The 14,887-nt window shown below is 69.8% G+C and carries 11 protein-coding genes; 5 read left to right on the top strand and 6 right to left on the bottom strand.

Annotation, left to right across the window (positions count from 1 at the left end; all coding sequences use genetic code 11):
* From H5399_RS12315 to H5399_RS12305, 3 genes are read left to right on the top strand one after another with little or no spacing between them, the layout of a single operon-like run.
* Positions 1-942, top strand: coding sequence for a carbohydrate ABC transporter permease (locus H5399_RS12315; RefSeq protein WP_182783335.1), 942 nt, complete (start codon positions 1-3; stop codon positions 940-942).
* Between the two features lie 26 nt (positions 943-968).
* The gene (locus H5399_RS12310; protein ID WP_220489137.1) at positions 969-2,558 is read left to right on the top strand and encodes an extracellular solute-binding protein; all 1,590 of its coding nucleotides are present in this window, start codon (positions 969-971) and stop codon (positions 2,556-2,558) included.
* Between the two features lie 35 nt (positions 2,559-2,593).
* Positions 2,594-3,946: a glycoside hydrolase family 32 protein gene (locus H5399_RS12305; protein WP_182783334.1), complete on the top strand. Its 1,353-nt coding sequence runs from the start codon at positions 2,594-2,596 to the stop codon at positions 3,944-3,946.
* Positions 3,947-4,054: 108 nt separating this feature from the next.
* Here H5399_RS12305 and H5399_RS12300 read toward each other — a convergent pair whose 3' ends face one another.
* The 4 genes from H5399_RS12300 to H5399_RS12285 all read right to left on the bottom strand — a co-directional run bounded on the left by H5399_RS12300 (position 4,055) and on the right by H5399_RS12285 (position 10,038).
* Positions 4,055-6,055: a glycosyl hydrolase gene (locus tag H5399_RS12300; protein ID WP_182783333.1), complete on the bottom strand. Its 2,001-nt coding sequence runs from the start codon at positions 6,053-6,055 to the stop codon at positions 4,055-4,057.
* Entirely contained in the window at positions 6,055-6,789 is a 735-nt protein-coding gene (locus tag H5399_RS12295; RefSeq protein ID WP_182783332.1) for an HlyD family efflux transporter periplasmic adaptor subunit, read from the bottom strand. The genes H5399_RS12300 and H5399_RS12295 overlap by 1 nt, the downstream gene beginning before the upstream one ends.
* Positions 6,786-8,567: a glycosyltransferase gene (locus H5399_RS12290; protein WP_182783331.1), complete on the bottom strand. Its 1,782-nt coding sequence runs from the start codon at positions 8,565-8,567 to the stop codon at positions 6,786-6,788. Before H5399_RS12290 ends, H5399_RS12295 begins: the two co-directional genes overlap by 4 nt.
* A gap of 379 nt (positions 8,568-8,946) precedes the next feature.
* Entirely contained in the window at positions 8,947-10,038 is a 1,092-nt protein-coding gene (locus tag H5399_RS12285; RefSeq protein WP_182783330.1) for a hypothetical protein, read from the bottom strand.
* Between the two features lie 211 nt (positions 10,039-10,249).
* On the opposite strand from H5399_RS12285, the gene H5399_RS12280 reads away from it, so the two are divergent.
* Positions 10,250-10,699 carry an HIT family protein gene (locus H5399_RS12280; protein ID WP_182783329.1) on the top strand — a complete coding sequence of 150 codons (450 nt, stop codon included), beginning with the start codon at positions 10,250-10,252 and terminating at the stop codon, positions 10,697-10,699.
* 10 nt (positions 10,700-10,709) lie between these two features.
* Positions 10,710-11,570, top strand: coding sequence for an exodeoxyribonuclease III (locus tag H5399_RS12275; protein ID WP_182783328.1), 861 nt, complete (start codon positions 10,710-10,712; stop codon positions 11,568-11,570).
* A gap of 25 nt (positions 11,571-11,595) precedes the next feature.
* On the opposite strand, the gene H5399_RS12270 is transcribed toward H5399_RS12275, so the two are convergent.
* Together H5399_RS12270 and H5399_RS12265 are read right to left on the bottom strand one after the other, a co-directional pair.
* Positions 11,596-12,198: a TetR/AcrR family transcriptional regulator gene (locus H5399_RS12270; RefSeq protein WP_182783327.1), complete on the bottom strand. Its 603-nt coding sequence runs from the start codon at positions 12,196-12,198 to the stop codon at positions 11,596-11,598.
* Positions 12,199-12,202: 4 nt separating this feature from the next.
* Positions 12,203-14,881 carry an MMPL family transporter gene (locus tag H5399_RS12265; RefSeq protein WP_182783326.1) on the bottom strand — a complete coding sequence of 893 codons (2,679 nt, stop codon included), beginning with the start codon at positions 14,879-14,881 and terminating at the stop codon, positions 12,203-12,205.
* Positions 14,882-14,887 lie beyond the last annotated feature (6 nt).

Here is a 14,887-nt window from a genome sequence, read left to right as displayed (position 1 = left end):
ATGACCACGACCACTGCACCCCTGCCCCCGGCGTCGTCACTGGCGAAGCCCCGAGACGGGTTCGCCACCCGCATGGCCGATCCGCTGTTCAACATCGTCAGCATCGGCATCCTCGTGATCGCCGTCCTGATGATCATCTACCCGCTGTACTTCATCGTCATCGCATCCGTCAGCGACCCCAACCTCATCGCACAGGGCAGAGTCTGGCTCCTTCCCCAGGGATTCACCCTCGAGGGGTACGAGACGCTGTTCGCCAACGACGCGATGCTCCGCGGCTTCGGCAACTCACTGCTCTACACCGGCGTCGGCACCCTGGTCAGCGTCTCGGTGACACTGACGACGGGGTACGCGCTGTCCCGCCGCGACATGCCGGGCCGCAGCCTCTTCATGATCCTGTTCGTCATCACGATGTTCTTCGACGGCGGCCTCATCGCCCGCTACCTCGTGGTGCGCGACCTCGGGCTGCTCGACACCATGTGGGCCGTCATCCTTCCAGGCGCCGTCGGCGTCTGGAACCTCATCATCGCCCGGACCTTCTTCGAGACCAACGTCCCCCCGGAGCTGAGGGAGGCTGCCCAGATCGACGGCGCGAACGACTTCAGGTTCTTCTTCGGTATCGCCCTTCCCCTGACCAAGCCGCTCATCGCGCTGATGGCGATGACCCACATCGTGGCGTACTGGAACTCCTACTTCGACGCGATGATCTACCTCAACGACGAGACGATGTATCCCCTCCAGCTGGTGCTGCGCAACGTGCTCGTCGAGTCGCAGGCCTCGGCCTCGCTCGACACCGGATCCATCGACTCCTACGCAGCGGCACAGCGCCTGGGCGAGCTGATCAAGTACGGAATGATCGTCGTCTCCACGGTGCCGCTGCTCATCATCTTCCCCTTCCTCCAGAAGTACTTCGTCAAGGGCGCCACCCTCGGCGCCCTCAAGTGAACCCACCCTCCCGAAAGGACACATCAATGATGATCAAGCGACGCAGCATCCTCACCGGAATCGCGGCTCTGGCTGCCTCCGGCCTCGTGGCGGCCTGCTCAAACGGCTCCGACGGCGGGGGCCTGCCCGCCGACGAGTCCGACGCCTTCGGCTTCAACCAGGAGGGCCTCCCCATCACGGACAAGGCGCTCCCCCTGGTGTTCTCCGGCACCAAGTCCGCCCTCGCCCCCGAGTACGAGGAGATGGAGCTCGTCCAGCGGTGGAAGGCCGACACCAATATCGACATCTCCTGGGACAACCTCCCGGACAACGTGTTCGCCGAGAAGAAGAACCTCATGCTGGCCTCCGGTGACCTCCCGGATGCCCTGTTCAACACCGGCCTCAGCGACTTCGATGTGGTCACCAACGGCTCAAACGGCACGCTCATCGCGCTCGAGGAGCTCATCGACGCGCACGCCCCGATCCTCAAGGGCATCCTCGACGCCCGCCCCGATATCCGGGGCGCCATCACCGCGTCCGACGGACACATCTACACCCTGCCCGCCGTCGAGGAGCTCGGCATCCTCGCCTTCCCGAACTTCCTCTTCGTCAACAAGACCTGGCTCGATGAGGCAGGCCTGCCGGTGCCCACCACCATCGACGAGTACGAGGAGGCCCTCCGGGCGTACAAGGCCCGCGGCGCGATCCCGTTGTCGTTCCGCGTCGACTCGTTCTGCGCCAACGTCGCCGACCTGATCGCCGCCATCGGCGGCCTGCCGGACAACAACGACCACCGCATCGTCCAGGACGACAAGGTCATCTTCACCGCCGCGCGCGAGGAGTGGCGCACCGCCGTCAAGCGCCTCGGCGAGTGGTACAAGGAGGGCCTGATCGACCCCGAGAGCTTCTCTCAGGACGACCCCACCTACCTGGCCAAGGGCAAGGCCGACCCGATGAGCCTCGGCTCGTTCATCTGGTGGGAGATGAAGGAGGCCGTCGGCGAGGACCGCGCCGGCGACTACGCCCACGTCGGCGTCCTCAAGGGCTTCGACGGCAAGCAGCGCGCGTCGGTGTCCAACTACGCGGAGATCAACCGCGGCGCCTTCGCCATCACCAGCGCCAACAAGTACCCGGCCGCTACCATGCGGTGGGCCGACCGCCTCTACGACCCCGTCATGTCCGCTGAGACCCGCTGGGGCCCGATCGGGGTCACGCTGCAGAAGGACGCCTCCGGCATCCTCGTGCAGATCCCGGCCAAGGAGGGCGAGTCGGAGGGCGAGCGCCGGCAGAAGGTCGCCCCCGGCGGACCCTGCATCACCACCCGCGAGCACTTCGAGACCGTGGTGGCGCCCGAACCCCGCGCCAAGGAGCGCCAGGACATGTGCCGCGAGTTCTACGAGCCGCACCGCGCGAACGACGCCTACCCACCGGTCATGCTGAGCAACGAGGAGCTCCAGCAGATCGCCGACGCGCAGACCGAGATCAACACCTACGTGGGTCGGCAGTTCGCATCGTTCATCGTCGACGGCAACATCGACACCGAGTGGGACGGCTACGTTGCCCAGCTGGAGTCCATGGGCCTGTCCAAGGTGGTCGAGGTCTACCAGGGCGCCTACGACCGCTACAAGAGCGCCTGATCCCCGCCCCTCCCACTCCGACGAGGTTCCACCACATGAGCGACACTCCCCAGTACCGCCCCACGCTCCACTTCACGCCGATGTCCACCTGGATGAACGACCCCAACGGCCTCATCCGCCACAAGGGTCTGTACCACCTGTTCTTCCAGAACAACCCGGACGGCCGCACCTGGGGCAACATCGGCTGGGGGCACGCAGTGTCGTCGGATCTCGTGGAGTGGGAGGAACTACCCGTGGCCATCCCCGCCACCGCAGAGGAGATGGCCTTCTCGGGGTCCGTCGTCTGGGACCGGCACAACACCTCCGGCCTCGGCGACGGGCGCGAAGGCCCGCTGGTGGCCCTGTTCACCAGCTCCTACACCCCCGCGCATCCCGAGCGAGCGGGGCAGCAGGCGCAGTCGCTGGCCTACAGCGTCGACGACGGGCTCACCTGGACCCGCTACCACGGCAACCCGGTCCTCGACCGGGGGTCGGCGGACTTCCGCGACCCGAAGGTGTCGTGGCACGCGCCCACCCGCCGGTGGGTGATGGTGACGGTGGAGGCGGTGGACCGGCAGGTCCTGATCTTCTCCTCCCCCAACCTCATCGACTGGACCCACGAGAGCAGCGTCGGCCCGCTCGGGGAACCAGGGCTGCTGTGGGAGTGCCCTGATCTCATCGAGGTGCCTGTTGAGGGCCTAGGGGTGTCGCGGTGGGTGCTGCTGCTCAGCACCAACCCCGGCGGCTTCGCGGGTGGGTCCGGCATGCAGTACCTCGTCGGAGACTTCGACGGCGCCGCCTTCACGCCGGGAGCGCGCGGTCTGAGCTGGTTCGACCACGGCCCGGACATGTACGCCGCAGTCTCGTTCCAGGGCACGGAGCAGCCCACCGTCCTGGGCTGGATGAGCAACTGGGCCTACGCCAACGAGACGCCCACCCACCCGTGGCAGTCGGCGATGACCCTGCCTCACACGCTCACGCTGGTGCCCGCCGACGGCGGCCCCGCGCTCCGGCATGCGCCGGTGCTCCCCGCCGTGATGCCGTCGGGCACGCACAGGGTGGAGTTCGAGTTCCTCGGCGTGGGCGAGATCGCGCTGGAGACCGGCGAGGACGACGCGATCAGCCGGTTCGTGCTGCGGCGCCTGCCGGACGGCGACCTGCAGGTGGACCGGAGTGGGGCGGACCCGCACGGGGTGCACGCGGGGATCCACGTGACGCCCCCCATCCCGCTGCCTCCTGGCCCGGTGGCCGGACTTCTCGTCGAGGATCACGGGTTGATCGAGGTGTTCCTCGACGGGGGCAGGGTCGCGGTGACGTCGCAGACCTTCCCCCACGTCGGCCCCGTCAGGGTGACGAGCTCCGGCCTGGCTGAGGTGAGCTCCTCCCCCGTCGGGGCGCTTGCCCGCTGAACCAAGGCCGGCCTCGGGCGCCTCTCCGTTGAGCTACGGAGAGGCGCCCGAGATCAACCGGTGAAAGGCGGGGACGGCCCCTGACCTCAGCCGGCCGGCCGACCGTGCTCAGCTCTCCAGCGACATCAACCACGCCAACAGGTAGGTGCGCGTGTTCCCATCGTCGACGGCGTCGAGCGTCCGCGCCTCGTCCAGCGCCGCGACCCTCGCCTCCTCCCCCGCCAGGGCGGAGTACATGAGCAGGTAGTCGCCGTAGGTCTGGTTGAACCCTGCCGTCGATGTCGCCTCGGCGACGTTGCGTTCGATCCGCTCGGGATCTCCCGCCAGGTGGTCCGAGGAGGGGCTCACCGGGATCAGCAGGATGGCCAGCATGGCCGCGGGCTCGGGCGAGAACCAGGTGGCATAGTCACGCTTCCCGCCGAAGTTCAGCGGGATCACGGTGTGGCCGTAGCCCTCGTAGACCGGGTCCGACTCGTCGAAGTCCGTCCAGTACGCCCGCGCGGACTGCGCCTCGAGCGCGTGGAGCCAGGTGGCCTCCCGCTCGAGATCGTCCTGCCCGGAGGCCTTCGCCCACAGCGACAGCCCCGCCCAGGCGAGCACCGCCTCCGACGACGACTCCTGGTTGTTCCCGTCCGCGAACGGCGAGGTCCCCGAGGCCCACGAGTGCGACGCGTAGACGTCGAACGTGCGCCGGCCGGGGAAGTACTCGTTGGCCGGAGACGACGCGATGTCCGCGGCGAGCAGGTCCATCACCGGACGGATCTCCTCGACCAACTCGGGGTCGTCTGCGCCCAGCACGCCTGCGGCGTAGAGGAAGTAGCCGTAGTGGAAGTGGTGGTCGTTGAACTCGTCCGACCCGAACGACGGGGTGAGCCCGACGATCCCGCGGTTGACCTCGTCGTAGCCGAAGCAGAACGCGGCCTCCGTGGTGCAGCCCTCGGGGTTGGCCCAGCGCACCAGGGTCTCCCGGACCCGGTCGCGCACCGCCGTCGCCTCCTCCTCGGCACCCAACTGACGGGCGATCGAGTACAGCTGCGCGTCGCGGTAGAGGGCCTTGCCGCCGAAGTAGGTGTCGGCCGGGTAGTCCTTCGCGGCCGCGATGTCGGCCGTCAGGGCCTCCCGCAGCTCGTCGGCGTCGCCGTCGGAGAGTCCGGACAGGTCCAGCTCACCCCGGGCCTCGTAGGCGTTGGTCTCCCACGAGATCTCGTTGCCCTCGCACGCCTGCATGGTGCCGAAGCTGCTGGCATAGGTGCCGAGCTCGCAGGTGGCGGCGTCGTCGCTCTGGTGCGGCATCCGCGCCACGACGGTGGGCTGGTCCGCCTCGTAGGTCAGCGTGGTCCGCACCTCGGAGTCCACCTCGTAGGAGGTGCCTGTGGCCGTCACGGGGCCCGCCAGCTCGGCGATCCGTGCGGGGTCGCCGCCTTCGGGGACGGCACCCCAGGTGATCGAGGCGCCCTCGGGGAGGGTGACGTTCCCGCCGTCGACGGACCCGCCGTCGGTCACGGCCACGTACCGGTCGTCGCCGACGGTGAGCTCGGCATGCTCACCGCTGGCCTCGAACGGGAGCTGCGTGCTGAGCTCGTGGTCGCGGGTCGCCGTGTAGGTGACGTAGGGCGAGCCCTGCACGACCGTGACCCTGCCCAGCGGCGAGCCGTCGGCCGACGCTTCGGCCGTGACGGACAGGTCGTCATAGGCGACGACCTGCCAGGTGGGCTGCCCACCCAGGGCCACCTGCACCACGGGGGCGTTGGTGCCCATGATGGTCTTCTCGGTGGTGGTCACCTCGGGCAGGCCGAAGGTGAGCCCGTCGTCGGTGAGCGCGAACGACAGCGGCAGCGGGTAGACCGGCTGCGGCGCGTCGCCGAAGACGAGGCCGGAGAACCAGCGGTTCGTGGGCGGGATGACCCCGTCGGCCAGACGTACGGCCTTCAGGTCCTTGCTCGGGACGGTGCCGATGCTCTCGATCGTCTCCGCCATGCCTTCGGGCGCCCAGGCGACGCCCTCTCCGGCCGCGGGTCCGACGGAACCCTCATCCGACGGCGGGCCGGTGCAGGCGGTCAGCAGAAGCGTGGCCGCGACACCCGCGGCCAGAGCACGTGCGCCCCTCATCAGCGCAGCCCGATCTTGGTGAGGAATGCCAGGGCTGCGGCGGTGGGCCCGGCGAGGATGCCGTCATCGCGCAGGGTCACCTGCGCCGTGACGGGCGTGCCGTCGCGGGTGAGGGCGGCGAGCGCGGGGTCGACGAGGGTGTCACTGGTCATCCGGATGACGGCCACCGCCTCCCCGTCCTCGGTCTCCACCTGAACGCTCTCGACGGTGGCCTCCAGCTTCTGCATGTTGGGCAACACGATGGTGGCCGGGGCCCCGTCCTCCACCCGCCCGTAGTCGACGGGGCTCAGCTTGTAGAAGCCCTCGACGGCGCGCTGCTCGCTGACCACCCGGGCCAGGACCGCGCCGTCGGGGACGTAGGAGCCGTGGGTCGCGGCGAGGTCGACGACGTACCCGTCGCTGACGGCGGTGTAGGTGATGGTGCCCGTCTCGAGGTCGAGGTCGTAGGCCACCGTCGATCCGGGCGCCGAGCCCTGGCTGACCGCCTGCTGCAGCGAGCTGCTACTCACCACGAAGAGGATGTCGCCGGCGGTCACCGGGTCTCCGTCCTCGACCAGCTGTTCGGTGACGATGCCGCCGTAACCGGAGCCGATGTCGAAGGTGGGGGCAGTGACGGACGCGGACAGGCTGTGGGCCTGTGTCATCCGCTGGTTGAACAGAAGGGTCAGCCCGAAGGCGAGAGCGAGCACGGCGAGAATGCCGCCGAGCATCTTGAGTCTGGTGAGCCAGGTCATGAGACCGCCTCCTTGGTGTGGGCGTGGGCCGCGACGAGGGCGTCGCGGTCGAGGACGGGGGTGGGTGCGGGCTGGGTCTCGTGGGAGGCAGCCGGGTGGAGCGCGCGCGAGGCCTGCGGCCGGGACCGCAGACGGTCCTCGCGCCAGGCGGTCCAGACGAACAGCCCGAGCACGAAGGTGTTGACCACGCACCAGAACGTCGCGATGTTGAGGGTGGACATCAGAAGGTCGCGCCAGATGCCCACCGCCGAGGTGACGAGCAGGAAGACGAAGGTGAGCACCTGCGGCATGATGAAGTTGAACGCCGATGCGCGTCCGCCCGTGGTGCCGGTGACCGACCACTTGACGTCGATGCCGTAGAGCGCGTTGCGGAAGGCCTTGATGTAGATCGGGAACGACGCCGCCGAGAGCAGCAGCACCTCAGGGCGGAAGGTGCCCAGGATGAGCGCCGACAGCAGGATCTGCAGGATGTAGAAGCCCGAGTAGTACAACGCCCACTCCAGCGGACCGACTGCGACAGCGATGGGCCGCAGGTCGAAGAAGATCTCCAAGGCCGGCACGAACAGCAGCACGCCGGTGGCGATGCCGCTGAGGTAGTGCGTGGCGGTGACGAAGTACATGAGCCGCTGATCCAGGGTCAGCCGACGGCGCGGTGAGAACGGGTTGTGCGTCAGCAGGATCTCGAAGCCACCGGTGGCCCAGCGCAGCTGCTGCTTGCTGTAGGCCTCGACGGTCTCCGGGGCGTCGCCGATGGCGAGCGTCTGGGGCAGGAAGAGTGACTTCCAGCCGCGCTCGTGGAGCAGGAGCGACGTCCACACGTCCTCGGACTTCGAGCCCGTGTACATGCCGCCGATCTCCTTGACGGCCTTGCGACGGAAGAGCACGTTGGTGCCCACGCAGAAGGCGGCGTTGAACTCGTTGCGGCCCGGCTGAATGTAGCGGTAGAACATGGACTGCATGTACGCCGCGCCACGCGCGATGGTGGTGTGGAGGTTGCCGTAGACCTGGGGGGTCTGCACGAAGGCGACGGTGTCGTCGGCCATGCCGGGCAGGGTCTCCTCGAGCATCTCGGGCTTGGCCACGAAGTCCGCGTCGAGGATGAGGAAGTACTCACCGTGCGTGATCGACAGCGCGTGGTTGACGTTGCCGGCCTTGGCACCGGAGCTGCCGAGGCGGCGGATGTAGCCGGCCCCGAGCTCAGCGGCGAGGTCGCGGACCTCGTCGGAGTCGCCGTCGTCGAGCACGTAGGTCTCGTGCCGGCCGTGCATGGCCAGCGCCGCAGAGACGGTCTGGCGGATCACGTGGAGGTCCTCGCCGAAGACGGTGATGAACACGTCGACGTCCACCTGGCGGCGGTTGATGAACATCGGCCACGCCGTGGGGTCGTCGGCGATGCCGAGTTCCTCGTTCAGGCGAGGGTTGTAGAGGCGTCGCTGCGCCTCGTGGAAGGCAAAGGGGGGCTGCTTGTTGTAGCCGGCCAGCATCGTCCACATGCTCATCAGGCCGAGGAAGACCAGGATCAGCTCCGCGCCGATGACGAGCAGCCACGGGAGCAGGTCTCCGCGGTTGTCGATCTGCAGCAGGAAGACGGTGTAGGCGACCACGCCGATGGTGGCCAGGATGGTCAGGGCGAGGACTGCGGGAGAATGCCGGTTGCGGCTCGCCTCGCGTCGCAGTTCGACCGGACCGGACTCGGAGAGCTCGCTGGCGATGTTCAGGTCGGAGAGATTGGTCGGCGCTTGGCGCCGGGCACGGGGGTGGTTTCGTCTTGTCGGCACGAGGCCTCCGAACGTCAGGGACGCCGAGGTGCCGGGTACGACCGTGAGGCCTCCCGATCGGCGGCCATTGGCGGGGTACGTATCCAAAGGTGCGTCATGAAAAGTGAAATGTCAATCTCACGACATCGAGACACTTGGACCATCTGGGCTCTGCTTTCCCATCAAACAGCTCTGACGAGGCGCTCCGTGTCGACCCCTACAGGTAGCGTCACGGGGATTTCCCAGTGGAGAGCTCGCGACCCAGTGGGGTTGTCCCGGCACACCACTTGAGAACCTTGACGGATCCGTCGAGGGCGGAATCATGCCCGCTGTGCGGGTGTTTCCGCTCAGCCCTGATCGGGGAGGGTGCCGCTGGGGCACGATTCCGCGGTCACGCCGACTACTTTCGAGAGCCCCCGGCCCTCCAGGCCTCGAGCGAGGGATCCCAGGCCCACTCCACCGCGACACCGGTCTCCCGCGGCCGCGACGTCAACCAGAACGCGGCGTCGGGGTCCCACCCGGCCAGCACCGAGGCCACGCCGTCGCTCACCTCCACCGCGACACCCGCAGTCCGCAGCCATCCCGCGACACTCACATGCACGACGTCGGCCTCCACCGCGACTCCGGCCCAGTCCGGCACCACCCACTCCACGTCGCCCCGGCCTGTGGTGCGGAACCAGTCGTGACGCCGCGACGCCGTCACCGAGAATGGGTGCCGACGGCACAGCGCGGCCCAGTCCTCGGGGCCGCAGATCTCCAGCACCCGCATCCCGGCCGGCGCCTCCACCGTCGAGGTGCGCACATCCGTCCCGGAGGCGTCCTCCACCAGCCACATGCCCACCGGCCCTCTCCCTGGGAGCGAGCGCGCGGTGCGAGGCAGCCCGTGCGGCGGGATGGACCACCACTCGCCCGAGCAGTTCGCCGTCGGGTCCGATGACCGCTCCCTGGACGCCCGCGACTCCTCCTCGGCGGCGGCCCTGCGCCACTGCCGCAGTACGTCACCCGGCGACGTCGGACCGTGCCGCGGCCGGCCGAGCATGGTCGTGAGACTCTGGCCGGCAGCGTCGAAGGGCTCGCTCCACCACGCGCTGTCGGGCGATTCGACAACGGCGCGGGCCAGCGGGCCCAGGCTCCGCCGGACTGCGGGTGTCGCGGCGAGGACGTCCTCGCCGTCGGGCTCCTGCCAGTAGCGGGCACTGTCGATGGCGGCGCGGAGCGCCTCCCACAACTGCCCGCCCGCCAACTCCGGCAGGTCCGACCGCCCGATCGCCGACGCGACATCGTCCGCATTCACCCTCGGGTGGACGAGTTCGCCGCCGATCGCGAACATCGCCCGGGAGGTGCCCGCACCCGGATCCAGGTCGTGGGCGGCATGGAGGATCGCTTCGGCCACCCCCTGCCCGAGGAGCCGGCTCGCCAACTCCAGGCACAGCCGCCTTCCCCGCGGCCCCGACAACAGGTCCGCCGCCGTCAACCCTGACGCCTTCGACATGCGACGAGGCTACCTCCGGCAGGAGTCTTCAGGCTGAGCCAGTTGTCGCCCCCGCCACCGTCGGGTCCTCTCCCCTGCAACTTGCTATCCAGAGCGCGGTTTGTGTGCATATACGCAGAAGCCGCGCTCTGGATAGCAGGTTGCAGACACTCCCGCTCGCCGAGGCGCCCTCCCGGCGATCTCGCTCGCCTTGCCGCGGCAGAATGGCGCCATGGAGAAGCATCTCGACGCCGAGGACCTGGTGTGCGGGATTGTCGCGGGCGATGTGACCGCCGAGGTGGTCTACCGCGACCGTCACGTCATCGCGTTCCTCGACCACCGGCCGGTGTTCAAGGGCCACGTCCTCGTCTGCCCCGTCCAGCACGTCGACACCTTCACCGACCTGCCGCCCGAGCTCCTCGCGCCCCTGTTCGCCGTCGTCCAGCGGGCAGCTGCCGCCGTTACGGCCGCGTACGGCGCCCAGGGATCCTTCACCGCCATCAACACTGTGGTCAGCCAGTCCGTCCCCCACCTGCACGTGCACGTGGTGCCGCGGACGAAGGGCGACGGCCTCCGCGGGTTCTTCTGGCCCCGGACCCGGTACGCCGACGGCGAGCAGGCGGCCTACGCCGCCCGGCTGCGCGAGGCCCTCGCAGCTCCCCAGGACGCGTCGGACGGGTAACCTCGCGGGCGTGAGGATCGCCACCTGGAACGTCAACTCCGCCAAGCAACGGCTGCCCCGACTGCTGCCCTGGCTGGAGGAACGCAAGCCCGACGTCGTCTGCCTGCAGGAGACCAAGCTCACCGACGCCGCCTTCGACGCGCTCCTCGCGGGCCCCCTCGCGGAGCTGGGTTACGAGGCCGCGCATCACGGGCTGGGCGGATTCAACGGCGTGGCCCTGCTGTCCCGGGTGGGCCTTGACGACGTCGAGCGTAACTTCCCCGGCCAGCCGGAGTACGCGGGCGTCACGGAGGCCCGGGCCATCAGCGCCTCCTGCGGCGGGGTGCGCATCCACAGCCTGTACGTGCCCAACGGCCGCGAGGTGGCCTCAGACCACTACGCCTACAAGCTCGACTGGTTCGACGCGCTGGCGGCGGCCGTCGCAGCGGGTCCGGCCGAGGTGGCGCTGTGCGGGGACATGAACGTCGCGCCCGCCGACGCCGACGTGTTCGATCCCGCCGCCTACCTCGGCCACACCCACGTGACCGGACCCGAGCGGCAGCGGCTGGAGGCCTTCGGGCTGGTCGACGTCGTGCGGGCCCGCTGGCCGGAGCGCGAACGCGTGTTCTCCTACTGGGACTACCGCGCCGGAATGTTCCACCAGGATCTGGGAATGCGGATCGACCTGGTGCTGGCGTCGCAGCCGGTGGCGGACCGGGTCACGGCCGCCTGGGTGGACCGGGCTGCCCGGAAGGGCAAGCTGCCCAGCGACCACGCGCCGGTCATCGTCGACCTCGATGAGGCCCCCGACGGCGACATCGGCCCCGTCGTGCCCCCACCGTCGAACCCGAAGCGGGGTGGCCGTACGAGGCTGCCCCAATCGAAAGACTGACGCGACGACAGCGCCGGTCAGGCCCTCATACCTGAGACGTTTCGGGACGGCCGAGGCCGGTCCCGAGCCGCGCGATCCCCCGGTGCACGGCTCCCCGGAGGTTGCCGGCCCCCGACCGGTCGCCCGAGCCGATCAGGCTGGCGCTGACAATCCCGAACAGGGCGCCGACGGCCAACCGGACCGTCTCCACGTCGTCGTCGCCCGCCCCGGGCAGCACGTCGAGGACCCTGTCCCCCACCGCCACCCAGAGCTGCCACTGAGCCTCCCGGACGAAGGGCACCAGCTGGGGATGCCCCACCGCGAGCGCCGCGACCTCGGTCAGCGACCGGAAGGCGCCCACCCGGATCTGGTGGTCGACGAGGTCGCTGACCAGCGTGAGGGGATCGGCTGCGGCGGGCGGCTGCCACTCACGCAGCGCCGCCTCCACCCGGTGCACGACCACCGCCGCGACCGCCGCCTCCTTGCACGAGTAGTAGTTGGAGAACGTCCGCCGCGACACCTCCGCCTCGGCCACCACGTCGTCCACCGTCACCTCGCCGAACCCGCGCTCGCGCACCTGGTCGAAGGCGGTGGCGGCGAGCCGCTGCGCCACGGCGGTGCGCTTCGCGTCGCGTAGTCCGGGTGCCATGGGTTCAGTGTCCCACCCCGGCCCCGACGGGCGCCTCCTCACGCGGGGCATCCTCCACCACCGCGTCGGCCACCTCGAGACGCGTGCCCTCGACGTCGACCTCGGGAAGGATCCGGTCCAGCCACCCCGGCAGCCACCAGGCGTGGTCCCCGGCCAGGTGCAGCACCGCCGGGATGAGCGCCATGCGGATGACGAAGGCGTCGATGAGGATGCCGACGGCGAGCGCGAAGCCGAACTGCCGGATCATGGAATCCTCGCTGAGGACGAAGCCACCGAAGACGGAGACCATGATGATGGCCGCCGCGACGACGACCCGGCTCGCGTGATGGAAGCCGTCCACCACGGCCAGCCGCGCGGTCTCGCCGTGCACGTAGGCCTCGCGGATCGACGTGCCGAGGAACACCTGGTAGTCCATCGCCAGGCCGTAGAGGATGCCGGTGGCCATGATCGGCAGGAAGCTCAGTACCGGACCGGCCCGATCCACCCCCACGAGCCAGGTGAAGCTGGGATTGCCGAAGGCCGTCACGACGAGCCCCATGGTGGCGCCGATGGACAGGAGGAAGCCGGCGGTGGCGGCCAGCGGCACCACCACGGACCGGAACACCACGAGCAGCACGATCAGCGACAAAGCGGCCACCAGGGAGAGGTAGACGGGAATGGCCTCTGCCAGCGACTCGGACAGGTCGATGTTGATGGCGGTGAGACCTGTGACGCCGATCCGCTCAACCCCGTCGAGTTCGGCGGCACGCACCGCCGTGACCAGGGTGGCCGTGCTTTCATCGGTGGGTCCGGCGTCCGGGACGACCGTGTAGAGCACGAGCGAGCGGTCCTCGGAGGTCCCCATCAGCTGGACGTTGGCCGCCGTCTCGTGCGTGGCAAGTTCGGACTGCCAGGCCTCCAGGCGGTCCTGATCCACAGCGGCCGCATCCGAGGGCGTCAGCGCGACGATGAGCGGCGCGTTCGCCCCCTCCCCGAGGGCGTGGGTCACGGAGTCGTAGGCGACCCGCTGATCCGAGCCGGGCGCGGCCACCGCCCCCGACGGCATGCCGAGCTGCATCTGCGCGGCCGGCAGCGACAGGGCGCCCAGGCCCAGGACGATGAGCACGATCGTGAGGATCGGGCGCGCGGTGACGGCCTCGACCCAGCGCTTGGCCATCCGGCCGAACCGGGAGTGCTCGTGGCCGCGGTGGGCGCGCACCGGCTGGGTGCGTGCCCGACGCCCGCGACCGAGCAGCCCCAGCAGGGCCGGGAGCGCGGTGAGCGACAGGGCGATGGCCAGGATGACGGTGACGGCTGCCGTGACCGCCATCGTGGAGACGAACCCCATGCCGAGCGTCAGCAGCCCGAGGAGCGCGATGACGACAGTGAGCCCGGCGAACAGGACGGCGCCGCCGGCGGTGGCGACAGCGCGGGCGGTGGCCTCGACCGCGTCGAGCCCCAGCCTGGCCCGCAGGGAGCTGTGCTTGTGGATGATGAAGAGGGCGTAGTCGATCCCCACGGCCAGGCCCAGCATCAGCCCGAGCGCCGGCGTGGAGGTGGTCATCTCGAAGTTCGCGGACAGCGCGTAGGCGCCGCCCACCCCGATGAACACGCCGACCAGGGCGAGCAGGATGGGCAGGCCGGCCAGCGTGAGCGAGCCGAGGGTCAGAAGCAGCACGACGGCGGCGATGGCGAGGCCGATGGCCTCACTCCCGCCGATCGGTGGCTCCATCGGCTGAAGGGCGCTGCTCGCGGCCACCGCGAGGCCCTCCCCCGCGACCTCTCCGTCGACGGCGGAAAGCAGGTCGTCGAGGCTCCCGTCGGGGAGATCGGAGATCTGCTCGGTGAGCTGGATGGAGGCGATGGCGACGGTGCCGTCGTCCGAGACGACGACCGTCCGACGCTCCCCGTCGGAGGCCACCAGTGAGGTTCCGCTCGGCGACGTGCCGTCCAGGAGTCCGTCCAGGCGGCCAAGCGCCTCGTCAGTGGCGGCCATGGCCGCGTCATCGACGGCCGCGGCAGGGTCGGTCATGCCCGGCTCGGGAGCCGGGAACCCGTCGACGGGGACGCCCATGGCCTGCAGCTCGGCCCGCAGCTGCCCGACCTCGGCGAAGAACGCGCCGGATTCGGCGATGAGCTGCTGGTCAGGGGCGGCGACGAGGGCGCGGGCGGTCGTCGTGACCTCGTTCAGCCGCGCGCCGAGCGCCGCCATTGATTCCTGTTGCGCCGGCGACGCGGCAGGTGCCCCGCTGGGGACTGCCCCTTCGAGGGCGGTGATCAACGACTCGAGCTGGGCACGGACCTCGTCGGCCACCTTGCCCTCGACGGTCGCGCGGACGGTGGTCTCCACCTCGGCGCGCTGCTCCTCCAGCCGGGCATCCCGGTCAAGGACGATACCGGTGCCGACGGCCGCGTCGAGCGCTCGGGAGATCGCGTCGGCGCGGTCGGGGCTGTCCACGCGCCCGCCGTCGTCGGCGGAGAAGACGAGGGTTCCCTGCGTGCCACCCGCCTCGGGGAGCGCCGCGGTGACCTCGTCCAGCACCAGCTGCGCGGGGGCGTCGTCGAGGGTGAGGCGCGAGGAGATGGACGGGCTCTGCGTGAGGAGCAGGCCGACCACGGCGGCGATGACGAGCAGCCAGGCCGCGAGGAAAGCCAACGGCCGGGTGGCCGCCGTCCTGCCGAGGCGGTAGAGGAAGGCGGACATGCGGGG

This window comes from Tessaracoccus sp. MC1627 (assembly GCF_014164725.1).
Taxonomy (GTDB): domain Bacteria; phylum Actinomycetota; class Actinomycetes; order Propionibacteriales; family Propionibacteriaceae; genus Arachnia.
This window is presented reverse-complemented; position numbering and strand designations above follow the sequence as displayed.

Coding starts and splice junctions, on each gene's coding strand:
- H5399_RS12315 (WP_182783335.1), top strand. CDS start 1: ATGACCACGACCACTGCACCCCTGCCCCCGGCGTCGTCACTGGCGAAG.
- H5399_RS12310 (WP_220489137.1), top strand. CDS start 969: ATGATGATCAAGCGACGCAGCATCCTCACCGGAATCGCGGCTCTGGCT.
- H5399_RS12305 (WP_182783334.1), top strand. CDS start 2,594: ATGAGCGACACTCCCCAGTACCGCCCCACGCTCCACTTCACGCCGATG.
- H5399_RS12300 (WP_182783333.1), bottom strand. CDS start 6,055: ATGAGGGGCGCACGTGCTCTGGCCGCGGGTGTCGCGGCCACGCTTCTG.
- H5399_RS12295 (WP_182783332.1), bottom strand. CDS start 6,789: ATGACCTGGCTCACCAGACTCAAGATGCTCGGCGGCATTCTCGCCGTG.
- H5399_RS12285 (WP_182783330.1), bottom strand. CDS start 10,038: ATGTCGAAGGCGTCAGGGTTGACGGCGGCGGACCTGTTGTCGGGGCCG.
- H5399_RS12280 (WP_182783329.1), top strand. CDS start 10,250: ATGGAGAAGCATCTCGACGCCGAGGACCTGGTGTGCGGGATTGTCGCG.
- H5399_RS12270 (WP_182783327.1), bottom strand. CDS start 12,198: ATGGCACCCGGACTACGCGACGCGAAGCGCACCGCCGTGGCGCAGCGG.
- H5399_RS12265 (WP_182783326.1), bottom strand. CDS start 14,881: ATGTCCGCCTTCCTCTACCGCCTCGGCAGGACGGCGGCCACCCGGCCG.